We start from the raw sequence: 20,554 nt of genomic DNA on the forward strand, positions 1-20,554 counted from the left end.
TCCTCAGGGAGTCGGGCGACCCGTATGGTCCCCCTCGTGCGATGAGGACGAATGTAACCGGCCCAACGCCACGTTCGGCCGCTGAAGCAGCAGGACAGCGGCCATGATGGCGGCGCCGCCGACCAGCGTTCCGCCGCCGACTCCCTGGCCGAGCGCCAGGACGCCCACCAGTGTGGTCCAGAACGGCTCGATGGTGGACGTGATGGCCGTCCGGACCGCTCCCAGTCGTGACAAGCCGGCCAGAAACCCCAGAAAGGCGCCAGCCGACAACACACCCTGCAGCATGCTCGCCGCCATGGAGCGCGCGTCATGATGGGCAAACAGCGTCCCGGTACTGAGCGCCCAGGTCAGGAACAATACGGCGCCGCCCAGCGAGATCGCCCGGGCGACATCCAGCGGCGCCCGGGTGCGTTGCAGCGCACTGAGCACCGGGATGTAGCCCGCGTACACCAGGGCGGCGACCAGACTCACCATGACGCCCGTGGGGTTGAGCGACGCGGCCGACGGTGCCCCCACCATCGCTCCGATTCCTCCCAGCGCCAGCAAGAGCGCAATTACGCGTCCCGGTCCCAGTGGCTCGATGCCACGCACCGCCGTCATGATGGCCACCCACGCCGGATACGTGTAGAACAGAAACGCTGACGTCGATGCCGGAATCCAGCGCAACGACACCAGTGCCAGTGTCGCCACCGACGCCTGACCGCCGCCGGCTACCAACAGCACACGCCATGAATACCACGGTGCGGCCCCGAAACCGCGCGCCTGCGCCGCCGCGGCGTGGACGGGCGATGGACGCCATGCAGCGTACAGCATCAACAGCACCGCCGTGGTGGCGTACCGCAACGCCTGAATGCCCTGCAGGGCCACGCCGCTCTTGAGCGCGATCACCGTGAGCGGCGAGATGGATCCGAAACAGCAGGCACTCACGGCGACCAGCAATGTCGCGCGCAGAATCTCGCGGCGCGCGTGGGCCGGCGTCACAGCAACGTGCCGCTCAGCACCAGATAGGCGACGCTGAAATAGATGCTGACCGCGGACACATCCACCAGCGTGGCCACGAGCGGCGCCGACGCGCTGGCCGGGTCGAGCCCGAAGCGCTTGAGGAGAAACGGCAGCATCGATCCGGTCACCGAGCCCATCATGACAATGCCGATCAACGACGCACCGACCGCAAGCGCGACTTTGACATAGTGGTCGCCATACGGATACAGGCCAAGCTGCTGCCACACGACAATGCGCAGGATCGCGATACATCCCAGGATGGCACCGAGAATCAGGCCAGCCGGAATCTCGCGCAGCAGCACGCGCCACCAATCACGCACCCGGACTTCGCCCAGCGCCATCGCGCGAATGATCAGCGAAGTGGCCTGCGATCCTGAATTGCCGCCCGAGCTCATGATGAGCGGAATGAACATCGCCAGCATCGACGCCTTTTCGATATCCCCCTGATAGTGCGCCATGGCCGACGCCGTCAGCATCTCGCCCACCGCCAGCACCGACAGCCAGCCACCGCGCTTGCGCACGTTCTGCCACAGGCCGATCTGCATGTAGGGCTCATCGAGGGCCTCCATGCCGCCCACCTTCTGCGCATCCTCGGTCTGCTCTTCCTGGATGACGTCGATGACGTCGTCCACCGTGACTACGCCCAGCAGACGACCATCCTGATCGACAACCGGCAGCGCCACCAGGTCGTAGTTCGACGTCAGCTGCGAGACTTCTTCCTGCAGCGTTTCCGGTGGCACACTGACAACTTCGTCCCACGCGAGCTCGCCGATGCGCGACCCTTCGGCGGCCGCCAGCAGTTCGCGCAGCGACAGCACGCCGCGCAACCGGCCGTTCACGTCGGTCGTGTAAATCGTGTACATCGCCTCGCGCCGGCCAGCGCGAGCCATGGTGCGCACCGCCAGCAGCGCCGCTTCCACGGTCAGGGTTTCGTCCACCGACACGAACTCGGTGGTCATGAGACCACCCGCCGTATACGGGTCGTACTGGAGCAGTCGCTCCGTTTCCGCCTTGTCCGCCGGTCCGAGCGCCGACAGAATCTCGTCGGCGGTCTCCTCGTCGAGTTCATCGAGCGCGTCAGCGCGCTCGTCGGGGTCCATCTCGGCGACAATCGACGCCGCCTCGTGCGTGGTCAGCTCCTCGAGCACCTGCGTGCGCAGGTCATCGTCGAGGTACTCCAACACGTCGGCGGCGCGCTGCTTTCCCAGCGCGGCCAGAAAGGCGCGCACCTGATCCTCCGGCATCGCCTCAGCGACGTCGGCGAGATCGGCCGGGTGCATTTCCTCCGTTTGTGGCCCGATGCTCCCGGGTGCCTCCTCAAGCAACTCAAGAAGGTCGGGCACGAGCAGCGCCGCGAGCGGCCGCATCTTGTCGTTCCGGGGTGACATCATAGGGGGCCCCTCCCGAGGTGAGTAATGGCTACTCACCGCCGCGCGGCGTTCTGGGTTGTGTTGAAGCGTGACGGGTTCCGCCACCGGACTCGGAACATGCGCGAGGGGGGTGGCGGCGGGCGCAAGTTAGCGAGGCGTCAAGGCCCCGAGAAGCGCTACCGCACCGTGGTGTAGGTCACGCGTCGCCCGGTGGGTAGCTCGATCACGCTGCGCCAGTATCTAAGGGGTCGCACCAACACCCCGCTTTCGTAGAAAGCCGTGTCGGTGACATTGCGAGACGGGTCGGGATGCGGCCGCGTGATATAGAGGACGTCTCCCACTCGCACGACATCCACAACGGTCGAATCGGTCTGCACGCTGCCGCCCTCGGCCGCCGACGAGAAAGTCCGGATATCCGACATGCGTCCGGTGGAGACCGTGGTATCTCGCCCATTGCCGCCACCGGACCCCGTACCGCCGCGATCATCGAATATTCGGGTATCGGTGGTACGCCCGAGATCGAGCGGCACTAAACGCGCTTCGATAAAATACGTGAAAGCGAGGTCGAGGGGGCTTAACCGGAAGCGATAGGGCAGGGCGCCGCCGTCAATCATGGTCGCCTTGAAGTACGTCGATCGCGCCGGATCCGGCCCACCGACCGGACTGGCCCCGCACGCGCCCACCCCACCAGCGGCCATGGCCAAAACCGCGATCCGGCGCCAGCCTGCCGCTCGGCTTGAAAATCTGCGCATCGGACCTCCTATGACGCGGGGTATCCCATCATCTTTGATGCAGACCGGAACTCTGTCAAGCACACTCCGGCGTTGTTCGTCCCTTACGCCATTCTCGCATGCCTCGCGTTGCGTTTCTGGGTCTGGGTGCCATCGGCGCGCCCATGGCACGCCATTTGGCCGGGCCCGACCTCGATCTCGTAGTCTGGAACCGCACGTCCTCTCGCGCTGAGGCCTTCGCCGCCCAGACGCCCGTGCGTATCGCCGCGACACCTGCCGAGGCGGCCGTCGCACGCGATATCGTGATCACCTGCCTTCCGGTTTCACGCGACGTGGAATCACTGCTGGACGGTCCCACGGGACTTCTGGCGACCATGGCCAGCGGCTCCGTACTGGTCGACTGCACCTCCGGTGATTCCGCGACGAGTCGTCGCATGGCGGCCCGTCTGGCCGAACGCGGGATCGGTTTTCTGGATGCACCGGTGTCCGGCGGTGTGGTGGGGGCCGAACAAGGTGCCCTGACCGTGATGGTTGGTGGTGACGCCGCCACGCTTGAGCGCGTGCGCCCGGTACTCGATCGCTTCGGCAAGCGCATCGTCCATTGTGGCGTGGTGGGAACCGGTGACGCCCTCAAGGCCGTGAACAACGCACTGCTGGCCATGCACATCTGGGGAACAGCCGAAGGATTGGTGGCCCTCGAAAAGGCTGGCGTTCGCGCGGATGTGGCGCTGGATGTCATCAATGCCTCCAGCGGTCGGTCCAACGCCAGCATGAATCTCTTCCCCGATCGCGTGGTGTCGCGCGCGTTTCCGCGCACCTTCCGATTGGCACTGCTGGACAAGGATGTCGGCATCGCGGCCGATCTGGCCCGTGAGCAGAAGGTCCCGTCACCGCTGCTGCAATTGACGGCGGAGCTCTTTCGCATGGCCCATGGTGAGCTGGGCGACATGGCCGATCACGTCGAGGCCGTTCAGGTGGTTGAGCGCTTAGGCGGAGCCATCATCGGCGGGACCACATCAACCGGAGGTACAACGTGACCGGGGTACTGGAGATGGATGTCGCCACTGTTGATGTCATTCGGGCGCAGTTCCCCGCGTTGGCGCGTCACGAGGGGGGCTATCCGGTGGCCTATTTCGACGGGCCCGGTGGCACGCAGGTGCCGCAACGTGTGGCCGATGCGATGTCCAACTACCTGTTGTACCACAACGCCAACACGCACTGGGCGTATCCGACCAGCGCAGAAACCGATGCGCTGATACAGGATGCCCGGGAGACTATGGCCGACTTTCTCGGGGCCAGCGCCGGTGAGATTTCGTTTGGCGCCAACATGACCACGATTCTGTTTCACATCGCGCGCGCCATCGGGCGGTCACTCGAACCGGGCGACGAGATCATTGTCACCGAGCTCGATCATCACGCGAATATTGCGCCGTGGCAGGCGCTGGCCCGTGAGCGCGGTGCGGTGCTGCGGTGGTTGCCGCTCGATCTCACCACGTTCCGGCACGAAGAGGGCGCGCTGGAACGCCTGCTGTCGCCGCGTACCAGGGTGGTGGCCATCGGGGCCGCGTCGAATATCCTGGGCACCATCAGCGACGTGCGCGCGCTGGTGTCGCTGGCCCGCGCCGCCGGCGCGATCACGGTGGTTGATGCCGTGCACTACGCGCCGCACGAGTTGGTTGATGCGCGCGCCATCGGCGCCGATTTTCTGCTGTGCAGCGCGTACAAGTTCTATGGACCGCACATTGGCGTGTGCTATGGCCGTCACGCGGCCACCGCGGCACTCGATGTGCCGCGATTGGAGCCGGCGCCGGACTATGTGCCCGAGTGTCTCGAAACCGGAACACAGAATCACGAAGGGATCGTTGGTGCCGCGGCCGCCGTCGGGTTCCTCGCATCACTCGCGCCACACGGCGCCGATCGCCGGGCACGTCTGGCGGCATCGATGGCGGGGCTGCACGCACGCGGTGAGTCGCTCACGGCCCGCCTCTGGACGGGTCTCGCGGACATTCCTGGGGTCACCATGTACGGTCCGCCGCCGGGCACACCGCGCACACCGACCATCTCGTTCCACGTGCGTGGCCATCCATCCGAGCAGGTGGCGCGAGCCCTGGCTCCGCGTGGCGTGTTCGTGTCGCACGGCGACTTCTATGCGACCACCGTGGCCCGTCGGATCGGACTCGCCGAAGAAGGCCTCGTGCGGGCGGGATGTGCGTGCTACACCACGGCCGACGAAATCGACCGGCTGATCGATGGCGTGCGAGACCTCGCGACGGGGGCGCTCTGAGTACAGCGCGCCGATGGGCCGTCGTATTGATGCTGGTGAGCGCAGCCGCTTGTGGGCGTTCCGCAGACACGTCGCGCGAGCCGCCCACCGCGGAGTTCCTCTTTGCGTCAGGCGACTCCACGTATTGGGTGCACAGTAGCGCGGCTGGTCTGCGCGTGCGCAGCGCGCCCATTCTGCTCACCCAGGTGGACGACCGCTTCTTCGAGGTCTTCATCGCCGAAGACGGCGTTGACTACGAGGACGCCGCCTTTGCGGTGGCCCGCGTGTTTGCGCGTGAGGTCACGCGCCGGGATTCGCTGTCGCTGTTCGACGATGGCAGCGTGATGCGCGAAGCCGAAGCCTGGAAACGCCGCCATCCCAAGGAGTCAGCAATTGATCCCGAGAGCGATGACGTGCCGACCGACCCGCGCACCGTGGTCTCGGAGGAAATCGAGATTCTGGATGTGCACGGGCCGTGGGTCACGCTCAATCATCTGCTGGACATCGACCTGGCCGATCGCGAGCCGCACCGGCATGTGGGCAAGCGCTTCGTGGTCGATGTGCGCACTGGTCAGCGTGCCACACTTGGCGCGCTGTTTGGCGACGCCGAAGCACAGCGATTGATCGCGGCGGCCCGTCAGTCGTTCGCGCAACTCACCGACTCGATCCGCCGCGCCGGTGACGATCGGGCGGCGTTGGCGCGCGAATCGCTGGAGAGCTTCAAGTTCGATTCCTCCAGCTTTGGTCTGACGGATATCGCGCGCGAACCGGCCGTCGCGTTCTTGATCCCTGGCAATGGCAGCGATGGCGAGGCGCTCGCGCTCAACCTGCCGCCGATCGCGGCACAGGCGCCCGCGTGGTGGCGCACGGTGCAGCCGACGCTGCCCACATGGGCGCCCGATTCCAGTCGTGTGCGATGGACGCGACGCGGGTACGAGGTGGTGGCCAGGCCCACCGACGAGGGCGAGTCCCTGGCGCTGTCGCTGGTGCCGTTGCCGGCCCGTGCGAACGCCGAGTGGCCCATCGCGACCGTGCCTGCGCCGGCCTATCAGCTCATTCCGCTGGACGCGCCGGCTGTCTCCGCCGCGATGCACGATGCCCTGGCGCGCGCGTTCGATGCGTCGTCGACGCTCGATGGCGTGTCGACGGCTGCCGGACGCCACTGGTTCGCGCCGCGATCGTCGGACGCCAGGCATCGTCGGGTGTTTCGCACTGCTACCCGTCGCGTCGCGCCATCGGCGAATTCGCGGCGCTCTCTCCGGCTACGCACCAATGACTGAACGTCCGTCTCGCACCGTTGCGGAATCACAGAACGAATCCAGCGAACTCATCATGCCGCAGGATGCGAACATTCTTGGCCACGCGTTCGGCGGTGCGATCATGTCGATGGTAGACAAGTCCGCGGCCGTTGCGGCCTTCCGGCATGCGCGCACCAACTGCGTCACCGCCTCCATCGATCGCGTCGACTTCCGCGAACCGATTCACGTGGGCGAACTGGTGACCTGCCGCGCATCGGTGAACTTCGTCGGCAACACGTCCATGGAAATCGGTGTGCGCGTCGAGTCCGAAGACCTCATCACGGGCATTCGTCGCCACACCAACACGTGTTACCTCACGTTCGTGGCGATTGACCGCAACGGCCGTCCCGTGCCGATTCCCGCGGTGCGTCCCGAGACCGACGACCAGCGCCGCCGCTATCTCGGCGCGCAGGCACGTCGGCAGCGGCGACTCGAGGAGCGTCAGTCCGAGGCCCGTATCTCCGAAGGACTTGACCGTCGCCCCTGAGCCGGCACGCGTGAGCGACGCCACACCGTTGCGGGAGAATGACGGATACGCGGCCATGCGTATCCCGAACTTCCGCAACTACATCGTGGCGCTCTTCACGCTCACGCTCGGTATCCAGATTCAGGGCACCGTGGTGGGATGGCAGATCTACGATCTCACGCGCGATCCACTGGCCCTGGGCCTGGTGGGTCTCGCCGAGGCGCTGCCAGCCATCAGTCTGTCGCTGGTGGCGGGACACGTCGCCGATTCGCACGATCGCCGACGCATCGCCATCATGGCGATGATCGTGCTGGTGGCGTGTTCGGTGGCGCTGTGGGCGCTCGCGCACGCGACGCCGCTTGGACAGGTGCTCTCGGTGCCGCTTCGCGTCAACGCGATCTATGGCGTCATTGTCATCAGCGGACTGGCCCGCGCGTTTCTCCAACCGGCGCGACAGGCGCTCAGTGCGGAATTGGTGCCGCGACATCTCTTCAGCAACTCCATCACGTGGCGCAGCGGAAGCTGGCAGTTGGCGGCGGTGCTGGGGCCGGCACTGGGCGGCGCGCTGTACGCGCTCGGTGGCACGTCGCTGGGCTACGCCGTTGATGCGGTGCTGATGTCGGTCGGCGTCGGGGTGCTGGTGTCGGTGCGTCATCGCTCGCCAATCCGCGAAGTGAGCGATGAACCGATTCTCACGTCCATCACGGGCGGACTCCGATTCGTGTTCCGGGAACCGATCCTGCTGAGCGCGCTCACACTCGATCTCTTCTCGGTGCTGTTTGGCGGGGCCACTGCGCTGCTGCCCGTGTTCGCGGCGGAAATCCTCCACGCGGGGCCCGGCGCGCTTGGTATCCTGCGCGCCGCGCCCGCAGCGGGTGCGGTCATGGCCAGTGTGGCACTCACCCGTTGGCCGCCGTTTGCACGCACCGGTCGCAACCTGCTGCTGGCCGTTGCCGCTTTCGGTGTGTGCATGATCGGGTTCGGTCTCAGCACCAGTCTTCCGCTATCGGTGGCCATCCTTTCGTTTGGCGGCGCCTTCGACATGGTGAGCGTGGTCATTCGCAGCCTCATGCTGCAGGCGCGGACACCGGAGGCGTTGCTCGGACGCGTGGCCGCCGTGAATCAGATCTTCATCGGCTCGTCCAACGAAATTGGCGCATTCGAATCGGGACTGACGGCGCGCTGGTGGGGTGCAGTAGCCAGCGTAGTAGTGGGCGGCTTCGCCACATTGGGCGTGGTGGTCACGGTAGCGTGGCGAGTGCCGGCGCTTCGCGCCCTGCGGCGCATAAAGACGGGAGACTGAAGACGGGAAACGGAAGACCCCTAATCTGCGGGCCGTCTCCCGTCTCCCGTCTCCCGTCTCCCGTCTCCCGCCACCACCACCTCTTCCTCCGTCAATTTCAGTTCAACCTCCGTGCCGTCGCGCGCCACCGACGACTTCGGAAACACGCTTTTCGCTTCGCGCTCCAGCTCCTTCGCATCGGCCGAATAGCGCGCGGAAATGTGGGTCAGCACCAGTCGGCGGGCACCGGCCATTCGCGCCACCTCGGCCGCCTCGCGCGCGGTACTGTGACCAGTCTCCAGTGCCCGCGCGGCCTCTTCATCGGCGAAAGTCGCTTCGTGAATGAGCACATCCGCATCCTGCGCCGCGAGCACGGTCCCGGCGCACGGACGGGTGTCGCCGGTAACCACGATCTTGCGACCACGTCGCGGGACACCCACCAACTCCGCGGGTTGCACCACGCGACCGTCTTCCAGCACGATGGGCTCACCCTTGTGAATGCGCCCCCAGAGCGGCCCCTCAGGAATCCCCATGGCGCGGGCCAGATCCGGGTTGAAACGACCGAGGCGATCCTCCTCCACCAGCGCGATTCCGAGGCTCGACGTCTGGCGATGATCGACCGGAAACGCGTCGATTCGATACTCATCTCGCTTCACTGATGAGCCCGCTTCCAACTCGGTAATCGTGACCGGAAACGTGGTGCGTTCACCACCCAAGCTGATGCATGCCCGCAACGTTCTGGATGAGCCCGGAGGCCCCCACAGCCGCAGCGGCTCGATACGGCCTTGCAGTTGGAGCGTCCGAATCAACCCGGTAAGGCCAAGAATGTGATCGGCGTGGGTGTGGGTGAAGAACAGGTCCTGGAAGGCGAAGGAAATGCCGTAGCGCATCATCTGGCGCTGTGTTCCTTCGCCGCAATCGATGAGAATTGTCTCGCCTTCCCGAATGAGAGCGAGCGCGCTGACGCCGCGCTCAACAGTTGGGCGAGAGGCGGCGGTGCCGAGAAAACGGACGAGCAGAGGCATCGGCGGAATATAGATGGATGGGACGAACTGGCGGCCCGATGCTTGCTACAACACCGGTTGTCCAGACCGATCTCGGCGAGTCTGGTGCGGACGGTCCGATGCTTGCAGAACGGACTGTTCGTAAGTGTGTGCCGTGCCGGGTACGAAACAGTGTACCGCTGGTTCGAACCGCCGAAGCACACGATTTAATGAACGGCCAGACAGCCGGGGGGCGTATGTCCGGAAAAAGCCGGCGCGGGTTCGCGTCGATGGATCCCGCGCGACAGCGCGAGATTGCCAGCAGGGGTGGGAGGGCGGCGCACGAAAAGGGCACCGCTCATGAGTGGTCGGCGAATGAAGCTCGGGAAGCTGGCCGGAAGGGTGGAGTCACCGTCTCACAGGATCGCGATCATATGGCCGCGATTGGGCGCGAAGGTGGTGAGTCACGCAGTGCGGCCGCCCGTCAGGCGCGGCAGCGCAGTCCGGAGCGGGAAGTACCGATGTCGATTTCCCGGGACGGAATGGACGGTCGCCGTACGGAGATTCGTCCCAACGAGCGCGCGCGGACCGAGACGTTGCGGTCGGAAGGGATGACGGAAGGGAACGCGCCGGGACGCTGAGCTCGTCGCGGCGACATGACGCTGGATCTGCCAGCAGCGAAACGGTCACCCTCGCGGGTGGCCGTTCTGCTTTTATCCGATTGGCTCAATACCGACGAGGTTGTCCGTCGCTACCCCTGGTAGCGCGACAGCAACGCTTCGTGTCGCGCGCGGTCTATGTTGCGCCCGCTCACCAGGGCGACCACTGGCCCTTCGATGGCCGCAATGAGCCCGTGTCGCAGCGCGGCGACGGTCACGGCACCCGCGCCTTCGACAATGAGTCCCTGTGTTCGCGAGAGCCAGGCAATCGTCTCACCCAGCGCCTCCTCACTGACCAGCACCATGTCGTCGGCGCAGCTCTGGCCGATGTGCAGCGCGTCGTCATCGACCTGACCGGCCAGTCCGTCGGCCAATGTTGGCGTGTGCGGACACAACACCACGCGCCCGGCCGCTACGCTGCGGGTCATCGCGGCCGTTTCCACGCTCTGTACGCCAACAATGCGTACCGAGGGTGCAAGGCGTCGCAACACCGCGCCCATTCCCCCCAACAGTCCGCCGCCGCCGGTGCAAATCACCACGGTGCGCACGCTCGGCAGTTGATCAAGGACTTCCAGCGCCACCGTGCCTTGCCCGGCCAGCAATTCCACACCGAGACACGGATTGATATAGGGAATGTCGTGCCGGATGGCGTGCGCCTTGGCCACCACCATCGCAGCGTCATAGTCTGGCGCTTCGTCGTTCACCGTCGCGCCAAGCGCGCGAATGCCGTCCTTCTTGACCTGTGGCGCGTCGCTCGGCACGTAGAGCACGGCGGGAACACCGAACGCGTGGGCGGCATACGCCACACCCAGACCGTGATTGCCGGCGCTGGAGGCTACCACGCCCTTCGCGCGTTCGGCTGGCGACATCGAGGCGAGCACGTTGTACGCCCCGCGCACCTTGAACGACCCCGTGGGATTCTCGAGTTCGTACTTGAGGTACACATCGGCACCGACGGCTGTCGACAGCGCTTCATCGCGCGCCAGTCGACTGGGTGGCATCACCACACGCACATGATCGGCGGCGGCGCGCACGGCATCCACCGACGGGAGGATGCGAGGGTTCAGGAATGGTGTGGTCATGGGTGCTGCGAAATGTATCGCGCCACGTCGAACTTCCTCGTCGCCCGTGCGGTCACCATGGGGCGAATGCCGCCCCACACCGGCTTGTTGCCCCAGGGCCGGTCCCAGAGCCCCAGACACCACATGATGCCGCCCACGCTGTTCGCGTCCCGGCCATCGAGTGCGTACTTGTCATTCAGGTGATACATGCACGTGCGGGCCTGCTCATAGTCGCGTGTCCAGAGCAGCATGGTCTTGCCCCACAACATGCGCGGGTAATTGTGAATGAGTCCGGTGTTCACCAGTTGTCGTTGCGATGCGTTCCAGAGGGCGTCGCCGGTTTCCGCGCGCTCCAGCGTCGCCAGATCATACAGGATTGGTCGCGGGTCGTTGGCGTGTTCGGCCATCGTGCGCTGCACCCAGTCGGGCAACGAACCGAGCGCGTCGAAGGCGGGCGTTCGCAGACACCAGTTGAACGACAGCTCCCGCCACGTGGTCACTTGCTGCACGAATGCCTCCAGCGAGTCAGACGGCGCAAGACTGGCGCGTGCCTCGCGTACCACCCGCGCCGAGGCGATCTGACCGTAGTGCAGGTATGGTGAGAGACCGCTGGTGCCATCACCGTCGGACGCTTCGTTGCGTCGCTGCGCATACTCGGGTAACACGCGCGTGCAGAACAACTCGCATCGATCGGCCGCCGCCACGCTGCCCCCGCGCATCGTCACGGCACCCACCGTGTGATCGATGTCGCACGTCGCGACTTCGCGGGCAATATCGGCGTCCGTCATTGCGCCAACCGCCAGCGGCTCCACCCCGATCAGCGCGCGCAACGACGCCTTGAGTGCCTCACCCGCTTCCACGCGCGGCGGTTGATCTTCCACCGGCTCGATGGCGTGATCGATCAGCTTGGCCAGCTTGGGGCGGATGGTCCGGGCCGCGTACTCGGCTTTGAGAAAGGCACCACTGGGCACCGTGCAGACACTGTCCACCGCGAGCACACGGCAGGTGACCCGCTCGCCAAACCGCGCGGTGCGCTCACGCACGCCGGCCGTGGGAAAGAGATCGGTGAACACCACGTAGGCCCGACTCGCCAGTCGATCAACGACGCGACGGTCATCATCGCGGCCGCGGCGCAGCACGAACTGATAGTGCAATCCCAGCGCGTCCGCCTGGTGCGCGGTGTCACGCGCGCCCTGCAGGATGAACGTGTGATGCCGGTCGGCGGCGTACGGATACGTGGGATCGAGTCCCTGATGGATCACCAGCGGCAGGTTGACGCGATCGGCCGTGCGGATGGCCGCGCGCAGCGCCCAGTTCTCATCCAACCGATGGGTGGACTGCATCCAGTACAGCACGTAGGCGCCGTCCGGCTGATAGCGCTTGCCGTTGATATCGACGGTGCGGGCCACCAGCTGATCGCGCACGAAGTCGCTGTCCAGACGATGGGGGCGCGGCGGCGCGGCGCGAACGGTTGGCGAATTCATGGCGCCGGTTGAACGTGTGGGAGACCCGCGGCGTTCCGCCCGGTATCATGAATCGGTCAGATGGTCCGGTTCACCTTGACAGAAGGGTGATCGCGGCTAGCTTAACGGAGTGTTCCGAAGGGCCCCGCGCCACCGGTGCGGGGTTTTTTCGTCAGAGTCGGCTGACCAGCCGACCGGCACGGGGGCTGTAGCTCAGCTGGGAGAGCGCTGCATTCGCATTGCAGAGGTCAGGGGTTCGAGCCCCCTCAGCTCCATAGATATTTACCGGGTTGTGTGACGGTCGACACGAGTTTGTGACCCCGGGGAACCTAAATCGTAGTATGTTGTAGAAGGATTGAGCCCGCCGCTGTTCGGTAGGACGGAGAGTTCCAATGACAGCGCGCGTGGCACCTGTTCGAAGACCCCCGAGGGCATAGCCCGGCGGGGGTTTTCTGTTTCCGGGCGCCTGCGGTCGACCAAGAAGACGTCGAGCGGTGAGGTGAGGAGCGGTGAGAGTCTTGAGGGGCGAGCAACCGAAGCGTCGAGCGTTAGAGGGGTGAGCCGGTGAGGGCAGGACTGAGTTCTGCCCTCGCCGGCTCACCCCTCAAGCGCTCACTACCTTCGGTTGCTCGCCCCTAAGGACTCTCATAGCTCACCCCTCCCCGATACGGTCGAGGCAGCTCACACACCCGACCTATTTCAGGGATCGGACGTCGGCGCGCATCGCGGCGAACAACTCGGCCAGGAAGCGATTCTCCTCGTCTTCCACCCGGCCCGCATAGTCGCTCATGGCCGTGAATCCCAGATTGCCCAGAAAGCGCATGATGGCGCTTTCGCGAACCGCCAGCACCATCGTTCGGGCCAACAGTGTCTGCCCGTCGGCTCCGCGAATGAAGCCGATGCGGAATTGCGCGCCGCCGCCTTCAAACGGACGCTTGAGCGGCGTGTTCAACAGCTGCTCGGTGAGCAGCGGCAGGTCCCAGTCCGGCTCCTTGGTGAAGCGCATCGCCCACTCGCGTTGCGTGCTCGTACTCACATGCACAAACTCCCCCACCACGTTCGACGCGCCCACCGTGAAGAACGAAATTTTGGCCGAGGCGTCGGCATGCAGCACCAGGGTGTCCGGCATGCGGCGCGGTGGTCCTTCCAGCGGCTGCAGTTCGCCCCCTCGCGTGCGAAACCGCATGACCAGACGCGATTTCCTGCTCTGCACATCAAACCAATCCGCCCCGACCTTGTCGCTCAGTCGAAAGTGAAAGCGCGCGGGCGCCAGATATTTGCGCACGTACTTGGACATCTCTGGAAATTCCCCCTGAAGCGAATCGCCAGATATGTGGATGTGCATCGACACCCGCGTCGAGCCGTCCGGCTGTGCGTCGGTGCTCAGGGAGTCAAGCAACAACAGCCGACCCAGTGCCGTGGTGGTGCGGGGCAACGCGCTGCGATAGTCGGCGCGAATATCCGTGGCCGGTCGTTCGGCGGACAGGAACAGCGCCCGCATGATATCCGTCGCCCGCGCCGGCGGCATCCCACCGACCGCGTTCTCAACCTTGGTCGTCCACTGCCAATCGTTGTCGGCGGGGAGTTGAACAAGCCCGATGAAGTGCCGGGAGTCGCCCGTGCGGACGGGTGAGGCCACCTGTGCCCTGGGCGAAAACGTATAGCGGCCGCCAATGACCGTGCCGGCCACCTCCAGATCGCGTTCAGCGCCCACGCGAGTGGAACGTTCGCTGGTCCACAGCGCCGTATCGTTGACCAGCTTGGACGGCGAAAGCGCAAACCGCCCCATGCGCATGCGGGCGTACAGGAACTTCGGCAGGCGAACGACCCGCGTAAATCGCTGTTCCAGCGCGTCGGCAAAGGCCTCGGCGTTCACGCGCGCCGACGCCACGTCCGGGCCGTACGCCAGCGTGGCGGCACGACAGCCCGTTCCGCTCAGGAGCAGGCCAACGAACAGCGTATGGCGCAACGGAAGGGGCACGCGGGACATGGAAGAAGAATGACTGGAGGTTAGCTTTCGCGGCACCTCTCTCCATACCCTGCCGTGGCCAATACGCTTCCTCCTGATTCCTCCGACGCGGCCCACGCGCCGCGACGTGACTTCATTCGCGAACTTGTCGCCGAAGATGTGGCCACCGGTCGGTTTGGCCGCGCGCCGGCCACCCGATTCCCACCGGAACCGAATGGGTTCCTGCACATGGGACACGCCAAGTCCATCTGCCTGAACTTCGGGATCGCGAAGGAATTTGGCGGCACCTGCAACCTGCGCTTTGACGACACGAATCCGTTCACGGAAGACGTGAAGTACGTGGAGTCCATCAAGCGTGATGTGCAGTGGCTGGGTTTCCAGTGGGACCACGAGTACTACGCCAGCGACTACTTCGAGCAATTGTACGACGTGGCCGAGTCGCTGGTGAGCAAAGGCAAGGCGTATGTGGACTCGCAGACCGAGGAACAGATTCGCGAGGGGCGCGGCACGGTGACGACGCCGGGGACGCCCAGTCCCTATCGCACGCGTGGGGTGGAGGAAAACCTCGACCTGCTGCGGAGAATGCGGGCGGGGGAATTCCCCGACGGCGCGCATGTGTTGCGGGCGAAGATCGACATGGCGCACCAGAACATGATCATGCGTGATCCGCTGCTGCTGCGCATTCGACACGCGCATCACTATCGGCGCGGCAACGACTGGTGCATCTACCCGTTGTACGATTTCGCGCATGGATTGAGTGACGCCATTGAGGGCATCACCCGATCGTTGTGCACGCTGGAGTTCAAGGACAACCGCGACATCTACGACTGGCTGGTGAGCGAGGCCGGGTTTGAGCATCCGCCGCGGCAGATGGAGTTTGCCCGACTGGAGCTGGACTACACGCTGCTCAGCAAGCGCAAGCTGTTGCGTCTGGTGAACGAAGGGCATGTGAGTGGCTGGGACGATCCGCGCATGCCCACCATTGCCGGCCTCCGTCGGCGCGGCGTGCGCGCCGAGGCCATTCGCGCGTTTGCCGAGGTGATTGGCGTGGCGCGCAACGATGCGCGCGTGGAAATCGCGACGTTCGAGCATGCGGTGCGCGACGATCTCAACGTGGAAGTACCGCGCGTGTTGTGCGTGCTCAATCCGCTCAAGGTGGTGCTGACCAACTATCCCGAGGGGCAGGTGGAGGAGATGGAGGCGGCCAGCTATCCACCCGACTTTGCCAAGAGTGGCACGCGGATGGTGCCGTTCTCGCGCGAGCTGTGGGTGGACCGTGACGACTTCATGGAAGATCCGCCCAAGAAGTTCTATCGCCTGTCACCGGGTCGCGAAGTGCGTTTGCGTTTTGGCTATCTCATCACCTGCCAGTCGGTGGTGAAGAACGAGGCGGGCGAGGTGACCGAGTTGCACTGCACCTACGATCCCGCCACGCGCAGCGGCCAGGCGCCCGATGGGCGAAAGGTGCAGGGCACCATTCACTGGGTGTCGGCGGCGCGCGCGCTGGACTGTGAAGTGCGGCTGTACGATCGCCTGTTTTCGCAGCCCGATCCCGACGACGTGCCGGAGGGGCAGGATTTCATGTCAGCGCTCAATCCGCATTCACTGGTGGTGGTGAGCAACGCGAAGATCGAGCCGAGTGTGGCGAGCGATCCGCTTGGCAGCCGATATCAGTTTGAGCGGACGGGCTACTTCATGAGCGAGATGGAGACGTCAACGAAAGAGCGATTGGTGTTTAACCGGATTGTGGCGTTGCGGGACAGCTGGGCGAAGGAGCTCAAGAAGGGGTGACGCGCTCGGGCGAGTTCTTGCGAATTCACGCCGAGGCCGAGCAGACTATGGGTATGCCGATCGCACTGCAGCACCACTGGACCATTGAGGACGTCTGGGCGTTGCCGGAGTGCGGCGAACGCTACGAGGTGGTTGACGGGGTGCTGCTGGTGAGTCCGGCGCCTTCGTTGGTGCACCAGCGCGCGGTGCGCGTCTTGCTGGAGTTGTTGCAGCGTTACGTGAGCCAATTCATGATCGGCGAGGCACTGCCGGCGCCGCTCGATGTGGTGATGGCGGACGACACCATGGTGCAGCCTGATGTGTGTCCTGCCGCCGGCAGGTGATCTCGCACTCAGGGACAATCCTCGCCAGCGGCCGCCGCCGTTGCTTGCCGTGGAAGTGCTGTCGCCGTCCACGGCCCGTCAGGATCGGATCGTAAAGCGACCGCGTTATCAGCGAACGGGCGTCGAATACTGGATGGTCGATCTCGATGCGCGAGTGGTGGAGCGCTGGACCCCGGACGCGGAACGTCCGGAGATCTGCCTCATCGCGATTACGTGGCAGCCCGCAGGGGCCGTGGCCCCGCTTGCCATCGATTTGGTGGCACTGTTTGCGGAGATCGTCAGGGAAGCCCGTGTAAAGGGCGTGGGGAGCGGCCCGGGGCTTGCTTTGCACTACCATCGGGCCGGGGTCCGCCTATATTTGACCGTTCACCGTCGGCAGGTGCCGGACCGACGGGGTGATGCCCCTTAGCTCAACTGGCAGAGCGTCTGACTCTGAATCAGAAGGTTCCAGGTTCGAAACCTGGAGGGGCAACTTCCGTCAGCATGCGTTCAACACAAAGCCTCGGCCTCGCGCCGGGGCTTTGTGCATCCTGCGTGACAAAAGTGGCGCCGCCCAGAGGACGAGCGAACTCGCTCCTCACGCCGTACGTTGCCAAAAGAACCCACGTCGGCACGGATGTGCTTCCCCAGAAGACCATTTAATGCAACACCGTTTCCATACGCCGGTCGCCTGCCTCCTGCTCGCCGTGGCCATTCTCTCGTGCGACAAGCACTCCCACCCCGTTGTACCGGCCGACAACGGTGGCAACAATCCGACGCTCAGCCTGGACCTGAGCAGCGTCCCGCTCAGCGCAACCGCCGGCGGTACCGCTGACGCTATCGGCACGGTGCTGGTGACCAATCGCGGCACCGGAACACTGTCCGGGCTGTCGGTCGGAACGATCAACTATCAGCAGGGCCAGCCCGCCTCGTGGCTGACTGCGAGCCTCAGTACCGCAACGGCTCCGGCCACACTGACCCTGACGGCTCGCTCCGCATCCATGCCGCCCGGGTCGTATTCAGCGACGGTGCCCGTGTTGACGTCGGTTGCCGCAACGCAGTCGGTGACCGTGGTGCTCACGGTCAGCGAGGTTCGTCCGGCCGGATCGCTTTTCATTTCGGCTACCGCCGGAAACTCACACGCTTGCGCCATCACCACGGCAAACCTGGCAGCCTGCTGGGGGCAGAATCAGCAAGGGCAACTCGGCGATGGCACTCAACTGCGGCGGCTCACTCCGATACTCGTGGCCGGGAACCTGCAGTTCTCCTCGTTATCGGCCGGATTCTACCACACGTGTGGCATCAGCTTCTCATACGCGGCCTACTGCTGGGGCACGAACGCCTACGGTGAACTGGGCGACGGAACACTCACGTACCACCAGACGCCCACATTGGTTACCGGTGGGATTCAGTTTTCCGAATTGGTGGCGGGGGCCTCGTTCACCTGTGGCTTGACCATCACCAGTGCCGCGCTCTGTTGGGGGGACAACACCTATGGACAACTGGGCGATGGCACATACACCAGTCGCAAGATCCCGACGCGGGTAACCGGAACGACAGTTTTCGTCGAACTCGTCGCGGGCGAACGCCATGTGTGCGGACGGACCGCCGGCAACGCGGTGTATTGCTGGGGCGGACGCGATCCCAACAGCGTCCAGCAGCCCTCCGGCATCGATGGCAATGCGCCAAGCCTTGTGCGGAGTCCCGAGAAATTCACCGGGTTTGCCGCGGGGTGGGATCACGACTGCGCGCATACCATTGCGAATCGCGTGTACTGCTGGGGCGACAATTCGTGGGGACAACGTGGGATCGGCACGGACTTCAGCCCTGCGGACACTACGCTCACTCCGCTGATTGGCACATTTGAGTTTGGGCTGTTGGCCGCCGGCTGGCGACACACCTGTGCGCTGACGCCGGCGGGTTCAGCGTACTGCTGGGGGATCAACGCGTTCGGTGAACTCGGAACTGGCAATCTGACGAAAAGCTTCGTGCCGGTGCCGGTGGTGGGGGTGTCCGTGTTTACCGGTCTGACTGCCAGCGGTGTATTCACGTGTGGTTGGACTCCCGCGAAAACTGTGTATTGCTGGGGCAATAACGCCCAGGGGAATCTGGGAGACGGGACCACGACCAATCGTCTGACACCGACGTTGGTGGGAGGTGGCGGAAGTCCCCCTCCTGCGGCGCCCGTCATCGCGCTGGGCGCGAATAGTCTGTCGTTTGCCGCTGTGTCTGGTGCCGCGTCGCCTGCGGCGCAATTGGTGCCAATCACGAACGGTGGAACCGGTACACTCAATGCACTGAGCGTGGGTACGATCAGTTACCAAAGCGGCACCGGATGGCTCACGGCCACGCTCAACACGACCACGGCACCGGCGACTCTCACCGTGAGCGTCGCCAGTGGGGCACTCGCTGTCGGGAGCTACACCGCGACGGTGCCGATTGCGTCCTCGGCCGCTGGCGTCACCAACTCGCCGAACGCGCTCACGGTGACGTTTACCGTGACCGCGCCTCCCTTGCCGATGCCAACCATTGCCTTGAGTGCGAGTAGCTTCGCTTTCAGCGGGACGATGGGCGGAACCGCACCAGCCACGCAGGCGGCACAGATCACGAACAGCGGAACCGGTACGCTCAACGGGCTCACGGTCGGCAACATCAGCTATCAGGGCGGCACCGGATGGCTGACGGCCACACTCAACACGTCAACGGCGCCGGCGACACTCACACTCAGTGCCGCGACCGGCGCGCTCGCGGTTGGCAGCTATACCGCCACCGTGCCGATTGCCTCGTCGGCGGCCGGCGTCACCAATTCACCTGTTTCCGTCGCGGTGACATTCACCGTCGCCAGGCCATCGTTTGTTGATGTGGTCGCGGGCTACGAGCACACCTGTGCGCGAACGGTCACTGGCGCGACGTATTGCTGGGGAGAAAACGGCTCGGGTCAACTTGGTGACGGTACCACGACAGATCGATTACTGCCCACCGCAGTTTCCGGCGGGCTGTTGTTCGCGGAGATCGCGGCTGGCGCGGGCCACACCTGTGGACGGACGGCTGCGAACGCGGTCTACTGTTGGGGTTTCAATCTCACCGGTCAGCTTGGCGACGGCTCGTCAACCAGCCGAACTACACCGACGCCGATTTTCGGAGGGTTCGCGTTCGTGGAGCTCGCCGCAAGTGTCACGTTCACCTGCGGGCGGACCGCCGCCAACGCCGCCTATTGCTGGGGCGACAACGCGTATGGACAGTTGGGTGACGGCACGACGACACGGCGACTCACACCCACACCCGTGGCGGGCGGCCAGCTGTTTGTCGAAGTGGCCACGGCCAATGAATCGGCGTGCGGACGCATCGCCTCGGGTGCAGTGTATTGCTGGGGCGCCAACAGCAGCGGGCAGTTGGGTGACAACTCAACCACCGCGCGCCTCGTGCCAACAACATTTCCTGTGGTGCCGTTCATTTCGCTTGCGGCCGGCGGCTTGCATGTCTGCGCCGGTGTTACCGGCGGCGCATATTGCTGGGGAGCGAACAGTGCGGGTCAACTGGGCGACGGTACCACCATCAATCGACTTACGGCACGGCCGGTGCCGAATACCGTGTCGCCGCTGGTCGAACTGACCGCCGGACTCGAGCACACCTGCGGCCGCAATGCGGCGGGCTCCGTGTGGTGCTGGGGAAAGAACGCGAATGGTCAGCTGGGCGACGGAACGCTGGCCAATCGCCTGGTGCCAACGGCAATTCCCGGCGGACTGACGTTTACCGCAATCTCTGGCGGGATGTCGCATTCATGCGGGCGGACCGCCGCGGGGCTGGTGTACTGTTGGGGTGGCAATGCCTCGGGGCAGCTGGGCGACGGGACGACCACTCAGCGAACCACGCCGGTGAAAGTCGGCGGGCTCTGAGCGCTGCCTGCTGGCACT

At 65.0% G+C, this 20,554-nt stretch carries 17 protein-coding genes and 2 tRNA genes; 12 read left to right on the forward strand and 7 right to left on the reverse strand.

Features of this window, described 5'->3' with window-relative positions; all coding sequences use genetic code 11:
• Window positions 1-3: 3 nt before the first annotated feature.
• The 3 genes from IPP90_04685 to IPP90_04695 form a co-directional block, all read right to left on the reverse strand.
• Entirely contained in the window at window positions 4-981 is a 978-nt protein-coding gene (locus tag IPP90_04685) for a DMT family transporter (protein ID MBL0170018.1), read from the reverse strand.
• Entirely contained in the window at window positions 978-2,390 is a 1,413-nt protein-coding gene (mgtE, locus tag IPP90_04690) for a magnesium transporter (protein ID MBL0170019.1), read from the reverse strand. Before mgtE ends, IPP90_04685 begins: the two co-directional genes overlap by 4 nt.
• 158 nt (window positions 2,391-2,548) lie before the next feature.
• A complete protein-coding gene (locus IPP90_04695) occupies window positions 2,549-3,124 on the reverse strand; it encodes a hypothetical protein (protein MBL0170020.1) in 576 nt (191 codons plus the stop codon).
• Between the two features lie 98 nt (window positions 3,125-3,222).
• On the opposite strand from IPP90_04695, the gene IPP90_04700 reads away from it, so the two are divergent.
• From IPP90_04700 to IPP90_04720, 5 genes are read left to right on the forward strand one after another with little or no spacing between them, the layout of a single operon-like run.
• Window positions 3,223-4,140 (forward strand): NAD(P)-dependent oxidoreductase, encoded by a 918-nt coding sequence (locus IPP90_04700; protein ID MBL0170021.1) that lies wholly within the window; start codon window positions 3,223-3,225, stop codon window positions 4,138-4,140.
• Window positions 4,141-4,154: 14 nt separating this feature from the next.
• Complete coding sequence (locus IPP90_04705; GenBank protein MBL0170022.1) at window positions 4,155-5,387, forward strand: cysteine desulfurase-like protein; 1,233 nt, start codon at window positions 4,155-4,157, stop codon at window positions 5,385-5,387.
• 35 nt (window positions 5,388-5,422) lie between these two features.
• Window positions 5,423-6,646 (forward strand): hypothetical protein, encoded by a 1,224-nt coding sequence (locus IPP90_04710; protein ID MBL0170023.1) that lies wholly within the window; start codon window positions 5,423-5,425, stop codon window positions 6,644-6,646.
• Window positions 6,639-7,151 (forward strand): acyl-CoA thioesterase, encoded by a 513-nt coding sequence (locus IPP90_04715; GenBank protein MBL0170024.1) that lies wholly within the window; start codon window positions 6,639-6,641, stop codon window positions 7,149-7,151. Before IPP90_04710 ends, IPP90_04715 begins: the two co-directional genes overlap by 8 nt.
• Before the next feature lie 55 nt (window positions 7,152-7,206).
• Window positions 7,207-8,433 (forward strand): MFS transporter, encoded by a 1,227-nt coding sequence (locus tag IPP90_04720; GenBank protein MBL0170025.1) that lies wholly within the window; start codon window positions 7,207-7,209, stop codon window positions 8,431-8,433.
• Window positions 8,434-8,453: 20 nt separating this feature from the next.
• Here the strand turns inward: IPP90_04720 and rnz are convergent, their stop codons facing one another.
• On the reverse strand, window positions 8,454-9,437 hold the full coding sequence (gene rnz / locus IPP90_04725; GenBank protein ID MBL0170026.1) for a ribonuclease Z: 984 nt from the start codon (window positions 9,435-9,437) through the stop codon (window positions 8,454-8,456).
• A 215-nt stretch (window positions 9,438-9,652) separates the two neighbouring features.
• On the opposite strand from rnz, the gene IPP90_04730 reads away from it, so the two are divergent.
• On the forward strand, window positions 9,653-10,036 hold the full coding sequence (locus tag IPP90_04730; GenBank protein MBL0170027.1) for a stress-induced bacterial acidophilic repeat motif family protein: 384 nt from the start codon (window positions 9,653-9,655) through the stop codon (window positions 10,034-10,036).
• 110 nt (window positions 10,037-10,146) lie between these two features.
• Here IPP90_04730 and IPP90_04735 read toward each other — a convergent pair whose 3' ends face one another.
• Window positions 10,147-11,136: a pyridoxal-phosphate dependent enzyme gene (locus IPP90_04735; GenBank protein ID MBL0170028.1), complete on the reverse strand. Its 990-nt coding sequence runs from the start codon at window positions 11,134-11,136 to the stop codon at window positions 10,147-10,149.
• Entirely contained in the window at window positions 11,133-12,599 is a 1,467-nt protein-coding gene (locus IPP90_04740) for a deoxyribodipyrimidine photo-lyase (GenBank protein ID MBL0170029.1), read from the reverse strand. Before IPP90_04740 ends, IPP90_04735 begins: the two co-directional genes overlap by 4 nt.
• Window positions 12,600-12,780: 181 nt before the next feature.
• Here IPP90_04740 and IPP90_04745 point away from each other — a divergent pair.
• Window positions 12,781-12,853: transfer RNA gene (locus IPP90_04745), tRNA-Ala, on the forward strand.
• A 419-nt stretch (window positions 12,854-13,272) separates the two neighbouring features.
• Here the strand turns inward: IPP90_04745 and IPP90_04750 are convergent.
• On the reverse strand, window positions 13,273-14,568 hold the full coding sequence (locus IPP90_04750; GenBank protein MBL0170030.1) for a hypothetical protein: 1,296 nt from the start codon (window positions 14,566-14,568) through the stop codon (window positions 13,273-13,275).
• Window positions 14,569-14,622: 54 nt separating this feature from the next.
• On the opposite strand from IPP90_04750, the gene IPP90_04755 reads away from it, so the two are divergent.
• From IPP90_04755 to IPP90_04775, 5 genes are all read left to right on the forward strand, one after another.
• Window positions 14,623-16,338, forward strand: coding sequence for a glutamine--tRNA ligase/YqeY domain fusion protein (locus tag IPP90_04755; protein MBL0170031.1), 1,716 nt, complete (start codon window positions 14,623-14,625; stop codon window positions 16,336-16,338).
• Window positions 16,339-16,385: 47 nt separating this feature from the next.
• Entirely contained in the window at window positions 16,386-16,661 is a 276-nt protein-coding gene (locus IPP90_04760; GenBank protein MBL0170032.1) for a Uma2 family endonuclease, read from the forward strand.
• Entirely contained in the window at window positions 16,636-17,070 is a 435-nt protein-coding gene (locus IPP90_04765) for a Uma2 family endonuclease (protein MBL0170033.1), read from the forward strand. Before IPP90_04760 ends, IPP90_04765 begins: the two co-directional genes overlap by 26 nt.
• Window positions 17,061-17,133 (forward strand) — tRNA-Gln (locus tag IPP90_04770). The genes IPP90_04765 and IPP90_04770 overlap by 10 nt, the downstream gene beginning before the upstream one ends.
• Window positions 17,134-17,302: 169 nt before the next feature.
• A complete protein-coding gene (locus tag IPP90_04775; GenBank protein ID MBL0170034.1) occupies window positions 17,303-20,536 on the forward strand; it encodes a hypothetical protein in 3,234 nt (1,077 codons plus the stop codon).
• The last annotated feature ends 18 nt before the right edge of the window (window positions 20,537-20,554 follow it).

The organism is Gemmatimonadaceae bacterium (genome assembly GCA_016720905.1).
In the GTDB taxonomy this organism is placed as follows: domain Bacteria; phylum Gemmatimonadota; class Gemmatimonadetes; order Gemmatimonadales; family Gemmatimonadaceae; genus Gemmatimonas.

Bases quoted from the DNA above. Each gene is read 5' to 3' on its own strand.
- mgtE (MBL0170019.1), bottom strand. From the start codon at position 2,390: ATGTCACCCCGGAACGACAAGATGCGGCCGCTCGCGGCGCTGCTCGTG.
- IPP90_04695 (MBL0170020.1), bottom strand. From the start codon at position 3,124: ATGCGCAGATTTTCAAGCCGAGCGGCAGGCTGGCGCCGGATCGCGGTT.
- IPP90_04700 (MBL0170021.1), top strand. From the start codon at position 3,223: ATGCCTCGCGTTGCGTTTCTGGGTCTGGGTGCCATCGGCGCGCCCATG.
- IPP90_04705 (MBL0170022.1), top strand. From the start codon at position 4,155: ATGGATGTCGCCACTGTTGATGTCATTCGGGCGCAGTTCCCCGCGTTG.
- IPP90_04715 (MBL0170024.1), top strand. From the start codon at position 6,639: ATGACTGAACGTCCGTCTCGCACCGTTGCGGAATCACAGAACGAATCC.
- IPP90_04720 (MBL0170025.1), top strand. From the start codon at position 7,207: ATGCGTATCCCGAACTTCCGCAACTACATCGTGGCGCTCTTCACGCTC.
- rnz (MBL0170026.1), bottom strand. From the start codon at position 9,437: ATGCCTCTGCTCGTCCGTTTTCTCGGCACCGCCGCCTCTCGCCCAACT.
- IPP90_04730 (MBL0170027.1), top strand. From the start codon at position 9,653: ATGTCCGGAAAAAGCCGGCGCGGGTTCGCGTCGATGGATCCCGCGCGA.
- IPP90_04735 (MBL0170028.1), bottom strand. From the start codon at position 11,136: ATGACCACACCATTCCTGAACCCTCGCATCCTCCCGTCGGTGGATGCC.
- IPP90_04740 (MBL0170029.1), bottom strand. From the start codon at position 12,599: ATGAATTCGCCAACCGTTCGCGCCGCGCCGCCGCGCCCCCATCGTCTG.
- IPP90_04750 (MBL0170030.1), bottom strand. From the start codon at position 14,568: ATGTCCCGCGTGCCCCTTCCGTTGCGCCATACGCTGTTCGTTGGCCTG.
- IPP90_04760 (MBL0170032.1), top strand. From the start codon at position 16,386: ATGGGTATGCCGATCGCACTGCAGCACCACTGGACCATTGAGGACGTC.
- IPP90_04765 (MBL0170033.1), top strand. From the start codon at position 16,636: ATGTGTGTCCTGCCGCCGGCAGGTGATCTCGCACTCAGGGACAATCCT.
- IPP90_04775 (MBL0170034.1), top strand. From the start codon at position 17,303: ATGCAACACCGTTTCCATACGCCGGTCGCCTGCCTCCTGCTCGCCGTG.